Below are 19,376 nucleotides of genomic sequence, written 5' to 3'. Positions count from 1 at the left end.
AAGCACGGGCCAGATGCGGCTTTGGTCCCTCCACCCCGACAGGCAACAACATACAAGCGGCTTCAGCCGCGAGCTCTTGATCCTGCGCCGGTCGCAAAAGCTCGCGGCTGAAGCCCCTCCTGCAGGAACAGCCGGTCGCGGTCCGCGGGATCGAGCACGCGCCACGCACCTTCCGCCAGGTCGCCCAGCGCCAGCCCGCCGACGCGGCTGCGATGCAGCGCCTCGACGTGGTTGCCGACCGCGGCGAACATCCGCCGCACCTGGTGGTAGCGGCCCTCGTGCAGCGTGAGCCGCGCCTGCGTGGGTGACAGCACCTCCAACCCGGCCGGCAGCAGCGGCGTCTGCTCCGACTCGAGCATCAACGTCCCGCTGGCGAACGCCGCCGCCTCGTCGCCCCGCAGCGGCTGCGCGAGCGTGGCCTCGTACACCTTGGCCAGCTTCGACTTCGGCGAGATGATCCGGTGCAGCAGCGCACCGTCGTCGGTCAGCAGCAGCAGGCCGCTGGTATCGCGGTCCAGGCGCCCGACGGTGGACAGCACCGGCGAGCGGCGGGCGAAGCGCGGCGGCAACAGGTCGTACACCAGTCGCCCGCGGTCCCTGGTCGAGCAGGTATGGCCGACCGGCTTGTGCAGCATCAGCAGCAGTCCCCGCGGCGGGTCGAGCGGCTCGCCGTCGACGCGCACATCGTCATGCGCGGGCGTGTCGTCGGTATAGAGGACGCCGCCGCCGGCATCGGTGATGCGGCCGGCGCGCACCATCGCGGTGACCTCCCTGCGGCTGCCGTAGCCGAGGTTGGCGAGCATCCGCAGCAGTTTCATCGCACGCGCCCCGCGCCGTGGCCCGCCTTCACCGCCTCGACCACCTTGAAGCCGTCGTGCTGCGCGGCCACGCGCACGCTGCCGAAACTGGCGTCGAGGACCTGCTCGTACGGCAGGTGCCGGTTGGCCACCAGCCACAGGCGGCCGCCGGGCCTGAGCGCCTCGGCCGCCACCGCGATGAAGCGGCGGCCGATGTCCGGTCGCGCGACGTTGCCCTGGGCGTGGAACGGCGGGTTGCTGACGATCACGTCGTAGCGCGAAGGCAGGCCGGCGGTGACGTCGTGCCAGTGGAAGCCCAGCGCGGCGCGCGCTGCGAACGGTTCGAGGTTCACCCGCGCCAGCGCCAGCGCGCGCGCCTCGGCCTCGTACAGGTCGAGTGCGGCGATGCCCGGGCAGCGCTGCAGCAGTTCCATCGACAGGTAGCCCCAGCCCGCGCCGAGGTCGGCGGCGTTGCCGCGCAGGTCGGCGGGCAGGTGTTGCGCGAGCAGCGCGGAGGCGGCGTCGATGCGGTCCCAGGCGAACACGCCGGGGCGGCTGGTGAAGCGCCCGCCGGCGATCGGGCGCGGCGCGTCCAGGCCGCGCCACTGCGCCGCGAGCGCGGCGTCGCCGCCAGCCGCACCCGGCCGCGTCCAGAACACGCGGCACTTGTGCTTGGATCGCGAGGACAGCGGGCCCGCGATGCGCGCCAGATCGGCCTCGTGCGATTTCGCGCCGGCATCGTTGGCGGCACTGGCGATGATGACGCCGCCCGGCTGCAGGCGATCGAGCGCTTCGGCGAACAGGGCGCGCGCCTCGTCGCGCTGGCGCGGCGGCAGCACCAGCACCAGCGGGTACTTCCCGTCGTCCGGCGCGCGCACGTCCCAGCCGGAGCGCCGCAGCGCATCGGCATCGGGCTTGAATCCCTGCTCGCACACCAGCCCGGGCAGCGGCCGTTCATGCAGCGGCCAGCCGTCGCGCGCGCGCAGGAACAGCGCGCCGGCGGATGGCCACGCCAGCGTGCCGTCGGCGAACGGCAGCAGCAGCGCCTGCAGCGCGGGATCGGCTTGTGTCGAGGTCATGGAGAGGCGCGCGGCCCGGCGGGAACGGGCCACGATTCTAGTGCCTGCCGCCGACGCCCACGGCGGTGGCGGAACCCGAACGCCGGCTTCATCGACAGCGAACGCCATCGCCGGCACGATGGCCGCATCCCCCAAAGCACCGGAGACAGCGATGCGCGCACTTTTCATCGGCGGCACCGTGGACAACAGCGAGCTGGACATCGACGGCAACGAAGCGCCGCTGAACTACCCGCCCTCCACCGGCAGCGGACAGTCCCGCTACCGGCTGCACCACATCGGCAAGCAGGGCGACGACACCGTCTACGCCGTGTACGGCGCCCCGGACCTGGCCGACGCGGAAGTGCGCCGCATCAGCGAGGAACGCGGCTACGCACGCCGCTTCGGCGCCACCGGCGTGGACACGGTGTCGTAACCGCAGCCCACGGCCGGCACGGCAACCCGGCCGGCGTCAGCCGTCGACCGCGCGCAGCGTCGCCGACGGCGGCGCGTCGACCACGCGGCGGGTGGCGAACAGGCCCGCCGCCAGCGACGCCGCCATGCCCAGCGCGCCGCCGGCCGCGGCCATCAGCCAGTTCGGCTTCCAGGGCAGGTCGAATACCTCGCGCGCGACCACCCCCGACAGCACCGAGGCCGCGATCGCCGCGACCAGCCCGGCCAGCAGCCCGATCGCCGCGAACTCCGAGGCCTGCGCCAGCCGCAGCTGGCGGCGGCTGCCGCCAAGCACGCGCATCACCCCGCCCTCCTGCAGGCGCTCGTCCTGGCTGGCGCCGACCGCGGCCAGCAGCACCAGCACGCCGGCGGCGAAGGCGAACCAGAACACCACCTGCACCACGGTCGAGACCTGGTCGCCGATCGAACGCACCTGCCTGAGCACCGCGTCGATGTCGATCACCGACAGGTTGGGAAAGCGCTGGACCAGCTCGGCGGTGAAGCGCGGCCGTGATCCGGGCACGCTGACCGCGGTGATGTAGCTGGCCGGATAGCCGTCGAGCGCGCCGGGCGAGGCGAGCACGAAGAAGTTGGGCCGGAAGCTCTCCCAATCGATGCTGCGCAGGCTGGTAATGCGGCCTTCGAAGCGCTGGCCGGCGATGTCGAAGGCGATGCGGTCGCCAAGCTGCCAGCCCAGCGATTTGGCGAAGTTCTCCTCGACCGACAGTTCCGGCTGCACGGGCACGGTGCTGCCCCAGAACCTGCCGGCGACGACCTTGTTGTCGTCGCGCAGCGCGTCGGCGAACGACAGGTTGAACTCGCGCTCGGCGCGGCGCTGCGCCTGCCGCGCATCACCGCCTTCGGCCTCCACGCGCTGCGCCACCGTCTCGCCGCGCACCGGCTCGCCGTTGCGCCCGGCTAGCCGTGCGCGGATCATCGGCACCAGCGTCGGCGCGTCCAGTCCCTGCGCGGTGATGAACTCGCGCACCGGCCGCACCTGGTCGGACTGCACGTTGATGATGAAGCGATTGGGCGCGTCCTGCGCCAGCGACAGCTGCCAGCGATCGAGCAGGTCGGTGCGCACGAAGGTCAGCAGCAGCAGCGCCATCAGCCCGAGTCCGAGCGCGGTGACCTGCGCGATCGACGTGCCGGCGCGGCGGCTGACGTTGGCCAGCCCGTAGCGCAGCGCGCCGCGCAGGCGCGAGCGCAGCCGGCGCACCAGCGCGACCATCGCCCACGCCAGCAGCGCCAGCGCCGCGAACGCCGCGGCGATGCCCCCCAGCATCGCGGCGCCGAGCGTGGCCGAGCCGGCCTTCCACCACACCAGCGCGGCGAGCCCGGCGAAGCCGGCCAGCAGCACCGTCCACGCGGCGGGCTCGGTGCGGTCGAGATCGCGCCGCAGCACGCGCAGCGCGGGAACGCGGCGCAGCGCGAGCACCGGCGGCGCGGCGAAGGCCAGCAGCACGATCATCCCCACTGCCAGGCCCTGCAGTGCGGGCAACCAGCCGGCGGGCGGGATCGACAGTCCCAGCGCGCGCTCCAGCCAAGCGCCCACCGCCCACTGCAGCGCGAACGCGATGGCCACGCCCAGCACCGACGCCAGCAGCCCGAGCAACACCATCTCGCCGACATGGATGCCGACCAGCGTGCGCTGGCTTGCCCCGAGGCAGCGCATCACCGCCGCGCCCGACAGGTGCCGCTCGCCGTGGCGGCGCGCGGCCATCGCCACCGCGACCGCGGCCAGCACCACCGATACCAGCGCCGCGAGGCCGAGGAAGCGGCCGGCACGGTCGAGCGCGGAACGGATTTCCGGGCGTGCGTCGGCGATGGTTTCCAGCCGCTGTCCGCGGCCGAGCGCGGCCTTCGCGACGGCCGTGAAGCGTTCGACAGCCGCTGCGTCGCCAGCGACCACCAGCCGGTAGCGCACGCGGCTGCCTTCCTGCACCAGCTGCGTGGCCGGCAGGTCGGCGAGGTTGAGGAAGACCTTGGGCGCGACGTTGAAGTAGTCCATCGCCGCGTCCGGCTCCTGCACCACCAGCGCGGCGAGCGTGAGGCGCGACTGCCCGATCGACACCGCGTCGCCAAGGCGCGCGCCGAGCAGGTCGGCCCCGGCGCGGCTCATCCACAGCGTGCCGCGCGCGGGAATGCCATCGGCCTCGTGTTCACCGCCCGCATCGTCGACCGCGAAGCGGCCGCGCAGCGGGAAGCCCTCGCCCAGCGCGCGCAGGTCGCCGAGGCGGAGGTTCGCGTCCGCGCCTTCGCCGACGCGGATCATGCTCTGGAACTCGACCGTTTCGGTGTGCGCGAGCCCCGGCGCCATCGCCGCTTCGCGCAGCGCGCCGGACACCGGCTGGTCGCCGCGCACCACCGCGTCGCCGCCGAGCAGGCGGTTGGCCTCGATCGACAGCGCGCGTTCGGCGCGGTCGGTGACGAAGCCGATCGCGGTGACCGCGACCACCGCCAGCGCCAGCGCGGCGACGAGGATGCGGATGTCGCCGGACGCCAGGTCGCGGCGCAGCTGCCGCCACGCCAGCCGCAGGGTGTTCATGCATCCACCAGGCGGCCGCCGTCGAGCCGCAGCACGCGGCCACAGCGCGCGGCGAGGTGTTCGTCGTGCGTCACCAGCACCAGCGTGGTGCCGGCATCCTTGTTCATCGCGAACAGCAGCTCGATCACCGCCTGCCCGGTGTGGGTGTCGAGATTGCCGGTAGGCTCGTCGGCCAGCAGCAGCGACGGCCCGGTGACGAAGGCGCGTGCCAGCGCCACGCGCTGCTGCTCGCCGCCGGAGAGCTGGCGCGGGTAGTGGCCAAGGCGTTCGGCCAGCCCCACCTTCGCCAGCGATGCGCGCGCCGGTCCTTCGACGCCTGCGTCGCCGCGCAGTTCCAGCGGCAGCATCACGTTTTCCAGCGCCGTCAGCGACGGCAGCAGCTGGAAACTCTGGAACACGAACCCGACCTTGTCCGCGCGCACCCGGGCGCGGCCGTCCTCGTCGAGCGCCGACATCGGCGCGCCGTCCACCCGCACCTCGCCACTGCTCGGCACGTCGAGCCCGGCCATCAGCGCCAGCAACGTGCTCTTGCCAGAGCCCGACGCACCGACGATGGCCACGCTGTCGCCGGCGGCGATGCTGAAACCGATGCCGTCGAGGATCGTCAGCTCACCGGAAAGCAGCGGCACGCGCATGCCCAGCCCGGTGACTTCGAGCGCCGGGCGGGTGGACGGGTCGGGGGCAGTGTCTGGCATGGGAATCCGGATCGTGGAGGGGCGGCGGCCTCGCGGCTGTGTGCATTGTGCCCGGGCCGGGCTGGATCCGATGTCCACACGAACCTTGCAGCTCTTCCCGCCTGCGGGAGAAGGGCATGACCTGCACCCGCGGCGGGTTCATCTCGCGCGCAGTACGCTGTCACGCCGCGCGGATGCCAGGAGAGAATCGATGAGGTGTTCCAGAGCGGTCCCGCTGCCGTCCCCGTGGGCCGTCGTCCTGCTTGCCCTGTTGGCGGCATTGCCCGCACTTGCCCGCGCGCAAGATGCACCCAGGCCGACGCCGGGCACGCCGCCGACGATCCTGGTGATGGGCGACTCGCTGTCCGCCGGCTACGGGCTTTCCGCAGAACAGGGCTGGGTGTCGCTGCTGGCCAAGCGGATCGAATCTGCCAAACCCGGCTGGCGCGTGGTCAACGCCAGCATCAGCGGCGAAACCACGGCCGGTGGCTCGGCGAGGATCGTGCGCGAGGTACTGCGGGTCAAACCGGCGGTGGTGGTGATCCAACTGGGCGCCAACGACGGCCTGCGCGGCCTGCCGCTGCGCGAAATGCGCCACAACCTGGCGCGCATGGTCGGCGCCTCGCAATACGTGGGCGCGAAGGTGCTGCTGGTCGGCATGCGCATCCCGCCCAACTATGGCGCCGACTACGCCGACGGCTTCGAACGGGTCTACCGCGACCTCGCGGCGCACTTCGACGTCGCGCTGCTGGCGTTCCTGCTCGAACCGATCGCCGCCGACCGCGGCAACTTCCAGGACGACAACCTGCACCCGGTAGCCGACGCACAGCCGATGCTGCGCGACCACGTGTGGGAGGCGCTGGCGCCGCTGCTCGACTGAAAGCCCGGTGTTGTCCCTGATCTTGCAGGAGCGGCTTCAGCCGCGAGCTTTTACAGCGTTGGGGACCAAGTCAAAAGCTCGCGGCTGAAGCCGCTCCTACACCCACAGGGTTCGCGGGGTCCGGTTCGCGGGGATCAGCGCTTGCCCGCGCGCAGCACCGGGTACGGATTGATTTCGGTGCCCTTCCACCACTGCTTCTCCGGCCCCAGCACGAAGATCGCGAAATGCAGGTGCGGCGCGTCGGGACTGGCGTTGCCGGTACTGCCGACGTAGCCGATCACCTCGCCCTGCCGGACCTGCTGCTTTTCCTTCAACCCCGGTGCGTAGGACTGCAGGTGCGCGTAGTAGTACGCGTAGCGGCCGGTCGGTTCGAACTGGTAGATCGTCAGGCCGCCGCGGTCGCTGGTGAACAGTTTTTCGACCTGTCCGTCAGCGGCGGCGATCACCGGCGTCCCGGCCGGCGCCATGATGTCGATCGCATCGTGGCGGCGGCCTTCACTGCGGGCATCGGTGTAGGTATCGACCAGCGAGTCGACGGCCACGCCGCGGACCGGTACGACCAGGCCGTCGGGTCCGGCGTCTGCGGCCGCGTCGACGTCGGCTTCGCTGGCGGCAGCGGCGGGATCAGATTTCGCGGCAGGCGCAGCGGCGCCGGTCGGCTCGACGTCGACCGGCATGCCCGGCGCCGCGACTTCCGGCACCGCCACCTCGACCGGCACGCGCTCGACCGGTAGCGGCGCGTCGGACGAAGCCGCATCCGCCGCCGCGGCCTGCGCCGGCACCGCCGCGGGCGCCGCGGAGTCGGCGCGCTGCCCATGCGTCATCACGAAGTAGACGACGTTGGCGCCGACCAGCAACCCCACCAGCAGCAGCAACAGCGCGCGCAGCACCGGTTACTCCTGCAGGATCGCCGGCGTGCCCGGCGCAACGGCCCCGGCCAGCGCGCGCGCCGACCAGTTGGTCAGGCGGATGCAGCCGTGCGATTCGGTCTTGCCGACGTGGGACGGTTCGGGCGTGCCGTGGATGCCGTAGTGCGGCTTGGACAGGTCGATCCACACCACGCCGACCGGGTTGTTGGGGCCTGCGGGAATGGTGGCCTTGCCGTGGCCGGCATCTGCATCCCAGAACAGGTCCGGGTTGTAGTGGAATTCCGGATCGCGGGCGACGCCCTCGATCTTCCACTGCCCGAGCGGCAGCGGATCGTGCTCGCTGCCGGTCGAGGCCGGGAACTGCGCGATCGTCTTGCCGTCCTCGTCGAGCACGGCCACGCTGGAGTCGGACTTGTCGACCACGACCTTCGCCGCCTTGCCCAGCTCGCCCACGCCGGCCACGTTCGGCACCAGCAGCCGGGTGCCCGCCTTGCCGAAGGCCGCGCCCGGGTTGAGCCGCTGCAGCAGCTTCGGGCTGGCGTGGAACTTCTCGGCCAGCATCTCCAGCGCCGAGGTGTAGCCGAGCGCGTCCAGCTTCGCCTTCTCCATCATGTCGTCGGGCAGCTTCGCGTAGGGGCCGGCGGCGTCCCCGGCGGTCACGGTGTAGCGCACCAGCACGTCGGGCGCGTCGGCGTTGAGCGACTTCCAGGTGGCATCGTCCAGCTCGCCGCTGTCCGGCAGGTCGCGGCTGCGCTGGTACGCGGCGATCGCGCGGCGGGTGTTGCTGCCGGCGCCGGCATCGATCTCGCCGGGCGAGAACCAGGCGCGGTCGAGCAGCACCTGCGCGCGCAGCAGGCCGGCATCGCCGCTGGTCGCATCGGTGCTGTTGACCGTTTTCGCGGACAGCGCGTGGGCATCGGTCGCGGCCGTTTCCTCGTCGGCGCCACCGGCCAGCGCAGCCGCCGGCAGGAAGGCGAACGCGCACGCGAGCGCCAGCGCGCGGTGGACATGGCGACGCAACGACTTGCGCGCAGCGGACCTGCAAGCGGAAACATGCATCGAACGGACTCCTGCCGGAATGATGGCGTCGATGCTGCGGTGCACGCCGCGCGCGGCGCGTGAAAGCGCGGCTAGCGCGCCGGTTTGTGTTCAGCCTTGTCGCAGCCGAAGAAGCGTGACCCTTCCAGCCAGGCCGCGTCGCGCGCGTAGGCGAACAGCAATTGGCCATCCTTCAGCGCATCGATCACCTCGCGCGCGGCCGCCGGGCGCAACGCGGGACAGCCCCAGCTGCGGCCGAGCCGGCCTTGCCGCTGCGCCTGCACCGGATCGACGTAATCCGCGCCGTGCATCACCAGCAGCCGTTCGCGCGCGCGGTCGTTGACGCCCGGCTCCAGGCCGTCCAGGCGCAGCGAATAACCGTTCGCGCCCTGGTAGGTTTCGGCCGCGGCGAACAGGCCGATGCTCGACTGGTAGCTGCCTTCGGCGTTGGAAAACCGCGTCGGCACGTTGCCGCCGCTGCCGCGCCCGTGGGCGACGTATTCGTGCTTGAGCAGGCTGCCCTTGTCGAGGTCGAACAGCCAAAGCCGGCGCGTCGTCGACGGCCGCGTGTAGTCGATCACCGCCAGTCGCGCGGGACGCTCCGCGGCGCCGGCCGAAGCCGCGCAGTCGGTGGCCTCGAGCGCCAGCGCGAGCACCTTCGCATCCAGTTCCGGTGCCGACGCCTCCAGCCGCGCCAGCAGGTCCTGTGCCAATGCCTGCGCGGTCGCGCACAGCGCGAACACGCCGGCGAGCAGCGCGGCAGCAGGCGCGCCTCGCCTCACGCGGCGCCAGCCGCCAGCTGCCGCAGCGCGCGTTCGAACACCTCGACCGGCTGCCCGCCCTGCACCAGGTGCCGGTTGTCGAAGATCACCGACGGCACCGCGCGGATGCCGCCGTCGGCGTAGTGCCGCTCGCGCTCGCGCACGGCGTCGGCGTAATCGTCGGAGGCGAGGACCTGCCGCGCTCGCGCCGCATCGAGGCCGGCTGCTGCGGCAAGCCGCGCCAGCACGCCGTGGTCGGAGACGTCCTCGCCGTCGGTGAAGTACGCGCGCAACAGCGCATGCTTGAGTGCGCGCTGCGCTGCGGGCGCCTCCAGCCCGGCCCAGTGCAGCAGGCGGTGCGCATCGAAGGTGTTCCAGACGTGGCGGCGGCGGTCCATGTCGAAGGTGAAGCCCAGTTCCGCGCCGCGCGCGCGGATCGCCTCGCCGTTCTGCCGCGCCTGTTCCTCGCTCATGCCGTACTTGGCGGTGAGGTGGTCGATCGCGTCCTCGCCCGCGGGCGGCATCTGCGGATTGAGCTCGAACGGCTGGAAGTACAGCTCCACCGCCGCGTCGTCGCCGACACGCGCGATCGCCTGCTCCAGCGCCTGCAGGCCGATGGCGCACCAGGGGCAGGACACGTCGGAGACGAAATCGATGCGGATCGGGGGGCGGGTGCCGGCCATGGGGGACTTCCTCACTGGGATCACGTCCAGATGCGTCCTGCAGGCGGGTGAATCAAGTTTGGACCGGTTGCGGGCGGCACCCGCAGGGACTGCGGGACCCAGGGTTTACCCGAGGCTCGGGCCTGCCCCGGGTTGTCGCGGCTCCATACGCATGGGTATCTGTTCAGGCACATATTCCCGATCAGGGGGCACCCATGAACTTCCGTGTCGATGCACAGGCCAGCGACCTGGCCACGCGCTACGGCGAAGTCGGCCAGCAGGACGCCACGGCCCCGCAGGGCGATGACCAGGACGCCACCACCGTCGCCCGCGACGCCCGGCCGGAACATTTCGAGCCGGCGCCACGCGAAACGCTCGACGGCGACGGCGCGCTCGCACGCCAGCAGCTCACCGGCCGTATCCGCGCCGACGCACGCGACCTGCGCCTGGCGACGTACACGCCCCTTGCGCAACCGCGCGCCGACCTCGCCCCCATGCGCACTGCGGCGCCGATGCTGTGGAGCGACTACTCGGTGTTCGTCACCCACGCCGCGGCGCAGCGCCAGGGCGTGCTGGATCCGGCGCAGTCGCAGCTGCACGGGCAGATCGCCAGCGTGCTCATGCAGTCGGCGCCTGCCAACGGGGTGCTGTCGCTGACCCCGTCCGGACTCGGCGCGCTGGCGTCGCTGGGCGGCAACCAGGCCTCCACCCTGCCGCACCCCTTGCTGGCCGGCGCCGCGCGCTACGTCAACACCTCGTCCGACGCGATCCAGCAGGCGCAGCGCCTGGCGCAATCGCTGGACACGCTGCAGGTCATGGCGCAGCCGGCGCCGCCACGGCTGACCGTGCAGGAAATGAAGGACCAGCTGTGGATGGCGCTGAAGATCCCGGACAAGGCCTTCAAGAAGATGGGCGAGGGCGAGATCCGGGCGAAGTACGACGAACTGATGGCGGCGATGGCCGGCCCGGCCGGCACCCACAAGACCAAGGTCGGCAAGTACAAGGTCGAGTTCAGCGTCGACGGCAACGGCAACGTCACCCACTGCAAGGTCAAGAAGAAGGGCTTCTTCGGCAGCCTGTTCTCGGGGATCGGCAGCTTCTTCGGCAAGTTCGGCAAGGCCATCCTCGGCGTGTGCAGCTTCATCCCGATCCCGTGGATCGCGATCCCGGCGCGCATCATCAGCGGCGTGATCGCAGTGGTCGAAGGGGTGAAGAACAAGAACATCCTGCAGGCCGTGGTCGGCGTGGCCGGCGCGGTCGCCGGCGGCGCGGGCGCGCTCGCGGGCAAGGCGGTGTCGGGCGTCGCCGCGGGCGTGGCCAAGGTGGCGGGCGTCGTGAACAAGGCCGCGCAGGGCGTGCAGGCCGGCGTGCAAGCGGTCAAGTCCGGCAACGTGATGGGCATCGTGTCCGCCGCCGCCTCGGCCGTGGGCGCTGTCGCCAACGTCGTCGGCGGCGCCGCCGACGCGGTGGCCAACACCGCCAACGCCGTCAAGGACTGGTCGAACCGGGTGCTGGTCGGCGAGCAGGTCTACGTCAGCATCAAGAACGGCGAGTTCGTCAGCGCCGCGAGCAAGGCGGCCGGGCTGGTCGCCGACGTCGCCGGCGACATCCCGGGCGGCGGGCAGGTCGCGCAGGTCGCCGGCCAGGTGCAGGCGTACGCGGGACACGTCGATGATGCGGTGGAGGTGGTCGACAACCTGCGCCATGGCGACATCGCCGCCGCGCTCAACGGCGGCGCGCGGCTGTACACCACGCTCGATACCGCCTTCGGCGCCGGTTCGGCTGAGGGCCGCGAGAGCGAGGTCGCGCGCTACCTGCGCTACGGCGCCACCGCGGTCGAAGTCGGTACGCACGTGGCCCACGGCGAATACGAGGCTGCGTTCGAGCAGGCGTCCGGACTGGCCGGCACGGTCGTGTCGCAGGAGTTCGACGCTTCCAGGCTCGATCCGGGCGCCTGGCCGTCGACCGTGCAGCAGTGGCTGGACCATGGCGCGAAGGTCGCCGGGCTGGTCGGCGACGTCCGCGCCGGTCGCCTGGACCAGATGTTCGCCACCGCGCCGGGCGTGCTCAACGACATCGCCTGGGACTTCGCCAACTCCGGCCTGGTGCGCGCACCGGATGCCGGCGACACGCGCGACGACTGGGCGATCGGCCGCCAGATCGAGGCCTGGAGCCGGCGCGGCGAAAACGCCTGGGAGATCGTCGGCCAGGTCCGCGACGGCGACTACGCCGGTGCCGCGCAGGGCGCGGTCACCTTGGGCGCCGACATCGCCGGCGACGCGGACGCGCACTGGACGGACGTGGCCCGGCACGTGATCGACTACGCCGGACAGGGCGTGCAGGTCGGGCGCGACGTCGCCGCCGGCCGCATCGCCGCCGCGCTGGACGGCACCGCGGTGCTTGCCGCGCAGGTGGCGTCCGAACTGGCGCCGCCGGATTCGAAGGGCGCGCGCGTGCTGCAGGACATCAATGTGTGGAGCGGCCGCGGCGCGGATGCCTGGCGCATCAGCCGCCAGGTCGCCGCGGGCGACTACGAAGGCGCCTCGCTGGCCGGCCTGGAACTGGGCATCGACATCGGCGGCGGCCAGGGCGCGGGCTGGGGCGAGGACGTCCGCCTGCACGGCACCCGCCTGATCGAAGGCGGCTTCGACCTGGGCGAGGCGCTCGGTGAACGCGACGTGCTGCGGATCATCGAGAGCGCGGGGGAACTCGGCGACGCGCTGCGCGACGCCCTGCGCCGCCTGCACGACGGCAACGACGCCGAGCTGCCACGCGCGGCCTGACGGCGGCTGGCACGGCATGCGCGCGGCGTTCCACGGCGCCGCGCGCCTTAACGGGGCACCACCGGACGCCGGGGCTTCATTGCCCGGCACCCGCCCGTGGAGGAAAATCGGGTCGGCTCCCGAACGAGGAGGCGACATGAAGCTTCGATTCCCCCTGCCCTGCCTGCTGGCCGCGCTGCTGGCCGTCGGCCTGCCGGCCCAGGCATCCAGCGTCACCGATCCGGACGCGCCGCGCAGCCTGCCGGCCGAGGGGCCTGTCAGCGTGCAGTGGACGGACCCGGCGCAGTTCACCGAAATCCGCCAGAGCCGCAACCGGTGGGAGGCGCAGCGCGGCAACTGGGTGCGCGAGCTGGCCGAACACCTGCGCAAGCAGGCGGCCGCGCGCCTGCCCGCGGGCGAGCGACTCGAGGTGACGATCACCGACATCAAGCGCGCCGGCGACTTCGAACCCTGGCAGGGCATGCGCACCGACCACGTCCGCTACATGCGCGACCTCTATCCGCCGCGCATCGCGCTGGACTTCACCCTGACCGGTGCCGACGGCGGCGTGCTCGCACAGGGCTCGCGCGAACTCACCGACATGGCCTACCTGCACGGCCGCGCGCGCGCGCGCGACAACGATCCGCTGCGCTACGACAAGCAGCTGCTCGACGACTGGCTGCGCAGGGAACTCGGCACCCCGGCCGGTTGACCTGCGGCAAGGCGCGGGCGGCACGCATTCGATACAGTGGCGCGGTTGTTGCCGCGCCCGACCTCGATGACGAGCGACCCTCCCGCCTCCACCACCAGCACGCACGCGACGATCCGGCGCCTGGCCCTGGGCAGCATCGCCGTGGGCATCGTGGTGCTGGGACTCAAGTTTCTCGCGTGGAAACTGACCGGCAGCGTGGCGCTGTATTCGGACGCGCTGGAAAGCATCATCAACGTCGCCACCGCGATCGCGGCATTCATCGCGATCCGCGTCAGCGCGATGCCCGCCGACGACAACCACCCCTACGGCCACACCAAGGCCGAGTACTTCTCGGCCGTGCTCGAAGGCGTGCTGATCATCCTCGCCGCGCTGGCGATCCTGCGCGAGGCGTGGCAAGGCTTCATCGCGCCGGCGCCGATCGACGCGCCGCTGCTGGGCCTGGCGATCAGCGGCGGCGCCACGCTGATCAACCTGGCCTGGGGTACGCTGCTGATCCGCCGCGGCGGGCGGATGCGCTCGCCGGCGCTGGTCGCCGACGGCAGGCACCTGATGACCGACGTGTGGACCTCGGTCGGCGTGATCGCCGGCGTCGCGCTGGTGGCGCTGACCGGGTGGACCAGGCTGGATCCGGCGATCGCCGCGCTGGTCGCGCTCAACATCCTGTGGGCGGGCTGGAAGATCATGCAGGACAGCGTTGCCGGGCTGATGGACGCGGCGCTGCCGCCGGAAGACATCGCCCGGATCGAGGCGATCATCGCCGCCACCCGCGGCCCGACCAACGACGTCCGCGACCTGCGCACGCGCCACGCCGGCCGCCTGACCTTCATCGACTTCACCCTGCGCGTGCCTGGTTCGATGAGCGTCGACGATTCGCACGCGGTCTGCGACGACCTGGAGGACGCGCTGCGGCGCGAGTTCCCCGATTCGTCGATCACCATCCACGTCGAACCGCGCGGGCACGCGCATTGAACGCACAACTCGCGGACACCATTCCATGGGGCACCGTGCGGTGACGGTCTACGTCGACGACGCCGTGACGCCCTGGCGCGGCCACCGCTGGGCACACCTGATGGCCGACACGCTGGACGAACTGCACGCGTTCGCCGCGCGGCTGGGCATCCCGCGGCGCGCGTTCCAGGACAAGACCAGCGGCGCCCACTACGACGTCACCGCGCAGCTGCGCGAGCGCGCGATCGAGCTGGGCGCGATGCCGATCTCGCGCCACGTCGACCGCGCGCTGATGCGCCGCGTGATCGCCAACGCCCGTGCGCAGGGGCGGCGCGAAGTGCCCTGAGGACGCCTCCGGTGGCGGCCGCCAAGTGGGAGCGGCCATGGCCGCGATTGGCTGCCGGCGATCCATCGCGGCCATGGCCGCTCCCACAGGGAATCGCAGGCGTCTGTCTGCTGGATCAGGTGACGCGGAAGATCGGATCGGCATGCCCGTCGACGTAGTGGCGGTCGCTGCCGTAGCCACTGCTGTTGCCGTAGCCGATGCCGAAATCGCGCTGGCGATGCAAATGGCGTACCGGCGTCGCGTCCACGCGCGGGGCCACTGGCGGAGCAGGCGCCGGCCCGGCGCGGCGGCCGGCGGGAACGTGGGTGGACGGGGGGCTGCGGTGCGTGTTCATGGCTCGATCTTCGCTGGGGGGAACCGCGATGACAGACTGCGCCGATGCGCCATGGCGCGCGCGTGCCATGCGTCAGCCAACCTTCGGCACGGGGTCGCGCGTCCCGCCCTGCCCGCCCGTGTACGGCAGCGTTTATGATCGCGGGCATCGTGTTCGCGGCCCGACGCCGCACGGAGACTTCGAGATGAGCGACACACCCCCCGACCGCCTGTCCAGCGACCCGCGCAGCCCCCACTACGACGCCGCCGCGATGGAACGCGGGGTCGGCGTGCGCTTCAACGGCGAGGAGAAGACCAACGTCGAGGAATACTGCGTCAGCGAGGGCTGGGTGCGGCTGCCGTTCGGCAAGTCGCTCGACCGCCGCGGCAATCCGATGACGGTCAAGGTCAAGGGCACCGTCGAGTCCTGGTTCAAGGACATCGACAACGACGCCGAGCCGCCTACGACTTGAGCTTCCAGCCGGTACGGAAGATCCACCACACCGCGAGCAGGCACAGCGCCAGGAAGCCGAGGATCGCGGCCACGCTGATCGCCACGTTCACGTCCGACACGCCGTAGAAGCTCCAGCGGAAGCCGCTGATCAGGTACACGACCGGGTTGAACAGGGTGATCTTCTGCCACACCGGCGGCAGCATGCTGATCGAGTAGAACGCCCCGCCCAGGAAGGTCAGCGGCGTGACCACCATCAGCGGGATCACCTGCAGCTTCTGGAAGTCGTCCGCCCACAGCCCGATGATGAAGCCGAACAGGCTGAAGCTGACCGCGGTGAGCACTAGGAACGCCACCATCCACAGCGGGTGCGCGATCCCGTACGGCACGAAGATGCGCGCGGTCACCAGGATCAGCACGCCCAGGAGCACCGACTTGGTGGTCGCCGCGCCGACGTAGCCCAGCACCACCTCGACGAACGACACCGGCGCCGACAGCAGTTCGTAGATCGTGCCCGACCACTTGGGCATGTAGATGCCGAACGAGGCGTTGGAAATGCTCTCGTTGAGCAACGACAGCATGATCAGCCCGGGGATGATGAAGGCGCCGTAGCCGACGCCGTCGATGTCGCCCATGCGCGAGCCGATCGCCGCGCCGAACACCACGAAGTACAGCGAGGTCGACAGCACCGGCGATGCGATCGACTGGGTGATGGTACGGAAGGTGCGCGCCATCTCGAAGCGGTAGATGGCGCGGACGGCGTGCCAGTTCATCGCCTGCCCCCTTCGCTGCCGTGCACCAGGCCGACGAAGATCTCCTCCAGCGAACTCTCGCTGGAGTTGAGGTCCCTGAAGTCGATCCCGTGTGTGCCCAGGCGCCGCAGCAGGTCGGCAATGCCGGTTTCCTCGGTCTGGGTGTCGAAGGTGTAGACCAGCGACAGGTGGTCGCCGGACAGTTCCAGGGGCAGCCCGGACAACTCGTCGGGGATGCGTTCGAGCGGCGCCTGCAGCGCCAGTGTCAGCTGTTTCCTGCCGAGCCGGCGCATCAGTACGTCCTTGTCCTCCACCACCACCAGCTCGCCCTTGTTGATCACGCCGATGCGGTCGGCCATGTCTTCGGCCTCCTCGATGTAGTGCGTGGTCAGGATCACGGTCACGCCGCGCTCGCGCAGGCGGCGCACCATCTGCCACATGTCGTGGCGCAGTTCGACGTCGACGCCGGCGGTAGGCTCGTCGAGGAACAGGATCGTGGGTTCGTGCGACAGCGCCTTGGCAATCAGCACGCGTCGCTTCATGCCGCCGGACAGCGCCAGGATCTTGCTGTCGCGCTTGTCCCACAGCGACAGGTCGCGCAGCAGCCCCTCCAGGTAGGCATCGTCGCGCGGCCTACCGTACAGGCCGCGCGAGAAGCGCACCGTGGCCCACACGCTTTCGAACGCGTCGGTGGACAGTTCCTGCGGCACCAGCCCGATCTTCTGGCGCGCGGCGCGGTAGTCGCGGACGATGTCGTGGCCGTCGGCGACGACGCGGCCGCCGCTGGGCGTGACGATGCCGCAGACGATGCTGATCAGCGTGGTCTTGCCGGCGCCGTTGGGCCCGAGCAGGGCGAAGATCTCGCCGCGGCGGATGTCCAGGTCGACCGACTTCAGCGCGCGGAAGCCGGAGGCGTAGGTCTTTTCGAGCTGCTGGATGGAAACGGCGGGCTGCATGCGGAGTCCGGGGCGTGGGCCGGCTGCGTGCGCCGGCGGGGGATGCACAGCCTACGGGCAGGCGCGACGCGGATAAACCGCCCGCAAGCGGAAGGATCGTCCCGCTTGCGGGCCAATCGCGCTTCAGGCCTTCCCGCCGCCACGGAAATGGCGTCGCGTGGGTGCGAAGCCCTTCTCTGCGCAGGAGAAGGGCTCTGGTGCTGCGCGGCATGGCGGCACTTGACCCGCGTCGTCGCGGCGATGAACCTGTCGCCCCGCCCCGACGGACGCCCCGCATGCAATTCCTCGCCCTGGTCTACGTGGACAACGAGATGCTCGAGGCGCTGCCCGCGGGCGAACCCGACGCGATGATGCGCACCTGCCTGCAGCACGCCGACGCGCTCAAGGCCGACGGAAAACTGGTCGGCTTCCAGCAGCTGGAGGATGCCAGTACCGCGAAGTCGGTGCGCATCCGCAACGGCCGCACCCGCGTCGTCGACGGGCCGTTCGCGGAAACCAAGGAGATCCTCGGTGGTTTCAACCTGATCGAGGCCGCGGACATGGACGAGGCGTTGCGGATCGCGGCGGAGTTCCCGTGGGCACGCACCGGCTGCATCGAGGTGCGGGCGGTGCGCGACGTGGACGCAGTACGGCGTCGGGTCGGCGCCTGAGCACAGGCCGCGACCGCGCGGCGCAACATGAACGTGGACTGATGCGTGGCGGCGATGCGCGCCTGCCGCGCCATGCGTCACGCGTCCTTTCCACGCGCGCCGCTAGCCTCGGGTCATGCCGGCTTTCGTCACGCCTGCCGTGCGCGTTCGCCGGTCCCGGACCCAGGAGGCACCATGAAAACCCGACACGTATTCATGGCCGATACGGTCGCCGACGCCACCGCCGCCATCGCCGCGGCAAAAGCCGCCGGCATCGATGAACAGGACATTTCCCTGGTCGCCGATTCGTCGATCGAGATGCAGGAAGTCCCCGACGCCCTGCGCAACGCCGGGACCGACTTCATGCCCGCCGCCAAGCGCGGCGCGATCACCGGCGGAACCGCTGGCCTGGTCGGCGGGCTGGTCGGCGTGGTCGTACCCCCGATCGGCCTGACCGTCGCCGGCGTGGCGATCACGACCCTGGTCGGCGCCGCCGTCGGCACCTGGGTGACGTCGCTGGTTGGCTCGATGGTGCCCGACGAGGTGCACCGCCGCTTCGAATCCGAGATCCGCGCCGGGCGCATCCTCATCGTCATCGACGCGGAGCCCGAGGTGATCGGCCCGGTGGAAGCCGCGCTGCGCGAAGCCGGCGCCGAACAGCTGCCGTACGAAGCGACCAGCGCGCTGCAGCGCTAGCCGGCCGCCGCGGAACCGCCACCCGCAACCGCGCGTAGGGATTCCCCGGCCGCGTTCGCGGCGTTTCCCGACCCGACCGCGCGGCCTCCCCCGACTGACCCGGCGCCGCTGCCACGGGACGATGGCAGCGTGATCCGGCCCACGGAGGGGACCATGCCGCGCCACCTGACCCGCCTGCTGTCGTCCGCGCTGCTCGCGCTGCTGCTGCCGTGCGCGCTGCTGCCGCATCCGGCCGCCGCGCAGGCGCCACCGCGGCTGATGCTCGCCACCGTCTATCACGCCGACGCCGACACCGGCGTTGCGCAGTACTGGGTGAGCGAGAAACTCGACGGCGTCCGCGGGCGCTGGGACGGCCATGCGCTGTGGACGCGCGGCGGCATGCGCGTGCAGGCGCCGGACTGGTTCACGGAAGGCTGGCCGACGGTGCCCCTGGATGGCGAGCTGTGGCTCGGCCGCGGCCGCTTCGAGGACGCCAGCGGCACCGTGCGCGCCGGCGATGCCGCCGATCCCGCGTGGCGACGGATGCGCTTCATGGTCTTCGACCTGCCCGGCGACGGCGGCACGTTCGATACCCGCGTGCGGCACATGCGCGACCTGCTCGACGCGGCGGGCGTGGCGTGGCTGCGCCCGGTCGCGCAGTACCGCGTGCGCGATCGCGACGAACTCGACGCGCTGCTGGCCACCGTCGTCGAGGCCGGCGGCGAGGGCCTGATGCTGCACCACGAGGATGCGCGCTACCACGCCGGCCGCAGCGACGACCTGCTCAAGTACAAGCCCTACGACGATGCCGAAGCGCGCGTGGTCGCGCACACGCCGGGCAAGGGCAAGTACCGCGGCATGCTCGGCGCGCTGGTGGTCGAGCGCGCGGACGGCCTGCGCTTCCGCATCGGTTCGGGTTTCAGCGATGCCCAGCGCGCGGCGCCGCCGCCGGTCGGCAGTATGGTCACCTATCGCTACAACGGGCTGTCGAACAAGGGCGTGCCGCGCTTCGCCCGCTTCCTGCACGTGCGCCACGAGCTGCCGCCGCCGGACCCGCGCTGAGTGCGCGACCGGAGGCAAAGACCCCGGGAGATGA

General features: G+C 71.5%; 21 protein-coding genes. 10 read left to right on the top strand and 11 right to left on the bottom strand.

Annotated features, from left to right (window positions below; genetic code table 11):
* Positions 1–62: 62 nt before the first annotated feature.
* Positions 63–818, bottom strand: coding sequence for a pseudouridine synthase (locus ABD679_RS09385; RefSeq protein ID WP_344759715.1), 756 nt, complete (start codon positions 816–818; stop codon positions 63–65).
* Positions 815–1,876 carry a class I SAM-dependent methyltransferase gene (locus ABD679_RS09380; RefSeq protein ID WP_344759714.1) on the bottom strand — a complete coding sequence of 354 codons (1,062 nt, stop codon included), beginning with the start codon at positions 1,874–1,876 and terminating at the stop codon, positions 815–817. Before ABD679_RS09380 ends, ABD679_RS09385 begins: the two co-directional genes overlap by 4 nt.
* Positions 1,877–2,027: 151 nt before the next feature.
* Between ABD679_RS09380 and ABD679_RS09375 the strand changes: the two genes are divergently transcribed.
* Positions 2,028–2,288, top strand: coding sequence for a hypothetical protein (locus ABD679_RS09375; protein ID WP_344759713.1), 261 nt, complete (start codon positions 2,028–2,030; stop codon positions 2,286–2,288).
* A 36-nt stretch (positions 2,289–2,324) separates the two neighbouring features.
* Here the strand turns inward: ABD679_RS09375 and ABD679_RS09370 are convergent, their stop codons facing one another.
* Together ABD679_RS09370 and ABD679_RS09365 are read right to left on the bottom strand one after the other, a co-directional pair.
* Complete coding sequence (locus ABD679_RS09370; protein WP_344759712.1) at positions 2,325–4,853, bottom strand: ABC transporter permease; 2,529 nt, start codon at positions 4,851–4,853, stop codon at positions 2,325–2,327.
* On the bottom strand, positions 4,850–5,548 hold the full coding sequence (locus tag ABD679_RS09365; protein WP_425561880.1) for an ABC transporter ATP-binding protein: 699 nt from the start codon (positions 5,546–5,548) through the stop codon (positions 4,850–4,852). The genes ABD679_RS09370 and ABD679_RS09365 overlap by 4 nt, the downstream gene beginning before the upstream one ends.
* Positions 5,549–5,738: 190 nt before the next feature.
* On the opposite strand from ABD679_RS09365, the gene ABD679_RS09360 reads away from it, so the two are divergent.
* Positions 5,739–6,407 carry an arylesterase gene (locus ABD679_RS09360; RefSeq protein WP_344759711.1) on the top strand — a complete coding sequence of 223 codons (669 nt, stop codon included), beginning with the start codon at positions 5,739–5,741 and terminating at the stop codon, positions 6,405–6,407.
* 134 nt (positions 6,408–6,541) lie between these two features.
* Here the strand turns inward: ABD679_RS09360 and ABD679_RS09355 are convergent, their stop codons facing one another.
* The 4 genes from ABD679_RS09355 to ABD679_RS09340 form a co-directional block, all read right to left on the bottom strand.
* Complete coding sequence (locus ABD679_RS09355) at positions 6,542–7,294, bottom strand: M23 family metallopeptidase (protein ID WP_344759717.1); 753 nt, start codon at positions 7,292–7,294, stop codon at positions 6,542–6,544.
* A gap of 6 nt (positions 7,295–7,300) precedes the next feature.
* Positions 7,301–8,335 (bottom strand): L,D-transpeptidase family protein, encoded by a 1,035-nt coding sequence (locus ABD679_RS09350; protein ID WP_344759710.1) that lies wholly within the window; start codon positions 8,333–8,335, stop codon positions 7,301–7,303.
* Positions 8,336–8,406: 71 nt separating this feature from the next.
* Positions 8,407–9,096, bottom strand: a complete 690-nt coding sequence (locus tag ABD679_RS09345) for a murein L,D-transpeptidase catalytic domain family protein (RefSeq protein ID WP_344759709.1) — start codon at positions 9,094–9,096, stop codon at positions 8,407–8,409.
* Entirely contained in the window at positions 9,093–9,758 is a 666-nt protein-coding gene (locus ABD679_RS09340) for a DsbA family oxidoreductase (RefSeq protein ID WP_344759708.1), read from the bottom strand. Before ABD679_RS09340 ends, ABD679_RS09345 begins: the two co-directional genes overlap by 4 nt.
* Before the next feature lie 194 nt (positions 9,759–9,952).
* Here ABD679_RS09340 and ABD679_RS09335 point away from each other — a divergent pair, with 194 nt between their 5' ends.
* The 4 genes from ABD679_RS09335 (at position 9,953) to ABD679_RS09320 (ending at position 14,505) form a co-directional block, all read left to right on the top strand.
* Positions 9,953–12,520 (top strand): hypothetical protein, encoded by a 2,568-nt coding sequence (locus ABD679_RS09335; RefSeq protein WP_344759707.1) that lies wholly within the window; start codon positions 9,953–9,955, stop codon positions 12,518–12,520.
* Positions 12,521–12,656: 136 nt separating this feature from the next.
* Positions 12,657–13,211, top strand: coding sequence for a DUF3016 domain-containing protein (locus ABD679_RS09330; RefSeq protein ID WP_344759706.1), 555 nt, complete (start codon positions 12,657–12,659; stop codon positions 13,209–13,211).
* Positions 13,212–13,277: 66 nt separating this feature from the next.
* On the top strand, positions 13,278–14,180 hold the full coding sequence (locus ABD679_RS09325) for a cation diffusion facilitator family transporter (protein ID WP_344759705.1): 903 nt from the start codon (positions 13,278–13,280) through the stop codon (positions 14,178–14,180).
* A gap of 40 nt (positions 14,181–14,220) precedes the next feature.
* On the top strand, positions 14,221–14,505 hold the full coding sequence (locus ABD679_RS09320) for a DUF4031 domain-containing protein (protein ID WP_344759716.1): 285 nt from the start codon (positions 14,221–14,223) through the stop codon (positions 14,503–14,505).
* 115 nt (positions 14,506–14,620) lie between these two features.
* On the opposite strand, the gene ABD679_RS09315 is transcribed toward ABD679_RS09320, so the two are convergent.
* Positions 14,621–14,839 carry a hypothetical protein gene (locus tag ABD679_RS09315; RefSeq protein WP_344759704.1) on the bottom strand — a complete coding sequence of 73 codons (219 nt, stop codon included), beginning with the start codon at positions 14,837–14,839 and terminating at the stop codon, positions 14,621–14,623.
* 184 nt (positions 14,840–15,023) lie between these two features.
* Between ABD679_RS09315 and ABD679_RS09310 the strand changes: the two genes are divergently transcribed.
* A complete protein-coding gene (locus ABD679_RS09310; protein ID WP_344759703.1) occupies positions 15,024–15,290 on the top strand; it encodes a DUF3297 family protein in 267 nt (88 codons plus the stop codon).
* Here ABD679_RS09310 and ABD679_RS09305 read toward each other — a convergent pair.
* Positions 15,280–16,041 (bottom strand): ABC transporter permease, encoded by a 762-nt coding sequence (locus tag ABD679_RS09305; protein WP_344759702.1) that lies wholly within the window; start codon positions 16,039–16,041, stop codon positions 15,280–15,282. The genes ABD679_RS09310 and ABD679_RS09305 overlap by 11 nt on opposite strands.
* Positions 16,038–16,976, bottom strand: coding sequence for an ABC transporter ATP-binding protein (locus tag ABD679_RS09300; protein ID WP_344759701.1), 939 nt, complete (start codon positions 16,974–16,976; stop codon positions 16,038–16,040). The genes ABD679_RS09305 and ABD679_RS09300 overlap by 4 nt, the downstream gene beginning before the upstream one ends.
* 275 nt (positions 16,977–17,251) lie before the next feature.
* Between ABD679_RS09300 and ABD679_RS09295 the strand changes: the two genes are divergently transcribed.
* The 3 genes from ABD679_RS09295 to ABD679_RS09285 all read left to right on the top strand — a co-directional run bounded on the left by ABD679_RS09295 (position 17,252) and on the right by ABD679_RS09285 (position 19,342).
* The gene (locus ABD679_RS09295) at positions 17,252–17,626 is read left to right on the top strand and encodes a YciI family protein (RefSeq protein ID WP_344759700.1); all 375 of its coding nucleotides are present in this window, start codon (positions 17,252–17,254) and stop codon (positions 17,624–17,626) included.
* Between the two features lie 174 nt (positions 17,627–17,800).
* Positions 17,801–18,301, top strand: coding sequence for a hypothetical protein (locus ABD679_RS09290; protein WP_344759699.1), 501 nt, complete (start codon positions 17,801–17,803; stop codon positions 18,299–18,301).
* 153 nt (positions 18,302–18,454) lie between these two features.
* On the top strand, positions 18,455–19,342 hold the full coding sequence (locus ABD679_RS09285; protein ID WP_344759698.1) for a DNA ligase: 888 nt from the start codon (positions 18,455–18,457) through the stop codon (positions 19,340–19,342).
* Positions 19,343–19,376 lie beyond the last annotated feature (34 nt).

Source organism: Luteimonas lutimaris (genome assembly GCF_039537065.1).
Classification (GTDB): Bacteria; Pseudomonadota; Gammaproteobacteria; order Xanthomonadales; family Xanthomonadaceae; genus Luteimonas; species Luteimonas lutimaris.
This window is presented reverse-complemented; position numbering and strand designations above follow the sequence as displayed.

What these genes read in the sequence shown, in the direction of transcription:
- ABD679_RS09385 (WP_344759715.1), bottom strand. Translation starts at nt 818, where the DNA reads ATGAAACTGCTGCGGATGCTCGCCAACCTCGGCTACGGCAGCCGCAGG.
- ABD679_RS09380 (WP_344759714.1), bottom strand. Translation starts at nt 1,876, where the DNA reads ATGACCTCGACACAAGCCGATCCCGCGCTGCAGGCGCTGCTGCTGCCG.
- ABD679_RS09375 (WP_344759713.1), top strand. Translation starts at nt 2,028, where the DNA reads ATGCGCGCACTTTTCATCGGCGGCACCGTGGACAACAGCGAGCTGGAC.
- ABD679_RS09370 (WP_344759712.1), bottom strand. Translation starts at nt 4,853, where the DNA reads ATGAACACCCTGCGGCTGGCGTGGCGGCAGCTGCGCCGCGACCTGGCG.
- ABD679_RS09365 (WP_425561880.1), bottom strand. Translation starts at nt 5,548, where the DNA reads ATGCCAGACACTGCCCCCGACCCGTCCACCCGCCCGGCGCTCGAAGTC.
- ABD679_RS09360 (WP_344759711.1), top strand. Translation starts at nt 5,739, where the DNA reads ATGAGGTGTTCCAGAGCGGTCCCGCTGCCGTCCCCGTGGGCCGTCGTC.
- ABD679_RS09350 (WP_344759710.1), bottom strand. Translation starts at nt 8,335, where the DNA reads ATGCATGTTTCCGCTTGCAGGTCCGCTGCGCGCAAGTCGTTGCGTCGC.
- ABD679_RS09340 (WP_344759708.1), bottom strand. Translation starts at nt 9,758, where the DNA reads ATGGCCGGCACCCGCCCCCCGATCCGCATCGATTTCGTCTCCGACGTG.
- ABD679_RS09335 (WP_344759707.1), top strand. Translation starts at nt 9,953, where the DNA reads ATGAACTTCCGTGTCGATGCACAGGCCAGCGACCTGGCCACGCGCTAC.
- ABD679_RS09330 (WP_344759706.1), top strand. Translation starts at nt 12,657, where the DNA reads ATGAAGCTTCGATTCCCCCTGCCCTGCCTGCTGGCCGCGCTGCTGGCC.
- ABD679_RS09325 (WP_344759705.1), top strand. Translation starts at nt 13,278, where the DNA reads ATGACGAGCGACCCTCCCGCCTCCACCACCAGCACGCACGCGACGATC.
- ABD679_RS09315 (WP_344759704.1), bottom strand. Translation starts at nt 14,839, where the DNA reads ATGAACACGCACCGCAGCCCCCCGTCCACCCACGTTCCCGCCGGCCGC.
- ABD679_RS09310 (WP_344759703.1), top strand. Translation starts at nt 15,024, where the DNA reads ATGAGCGACACACCCCCCGACCGCCTGTCCAGCGACCCGCGCAGCCCC.
- ABD679_RS09305 (WP_344759702.1), bottom strand. Translation starts at nt 16,041, where the DNA reads ATGAACTGGCACGCCGTCCGCGCCATCTACCGCTTCGAGATGGCGCGC.
- ABD679_RS09300 (WP_344759701.1), bottom strand. Translation starts at nt 16,976, where the DNA reads ATGCAGCCCGCCGTTTCCATCCAGCAGCTCGAAAAGACCTACGCCTCC.
- ABD679_RS09295 (WP_344759700.1), top strand. Translation starts at nt 17,252, where the DNA reads ATGCAATTCCTCGCCCTGGTCTACGTGGACAACGAGATGCTCGAGGCG.
- ABD679_RS09290 (WP_344759699.1), top strand. Translation starts at nt 17,801, where the DNA reads ATGAAAACCCGACACGTATTCATGGCCGATACGGTCGCCGACGCCACC.
- ABD679_RS09285 (WP_344759698.1), top strand. Translation starts at nt 18,455, where the DNA reads ATGCCGCGCCACCTGACCCGCCTGCTGTCGTCCGCGCTGCTCGCGCTG.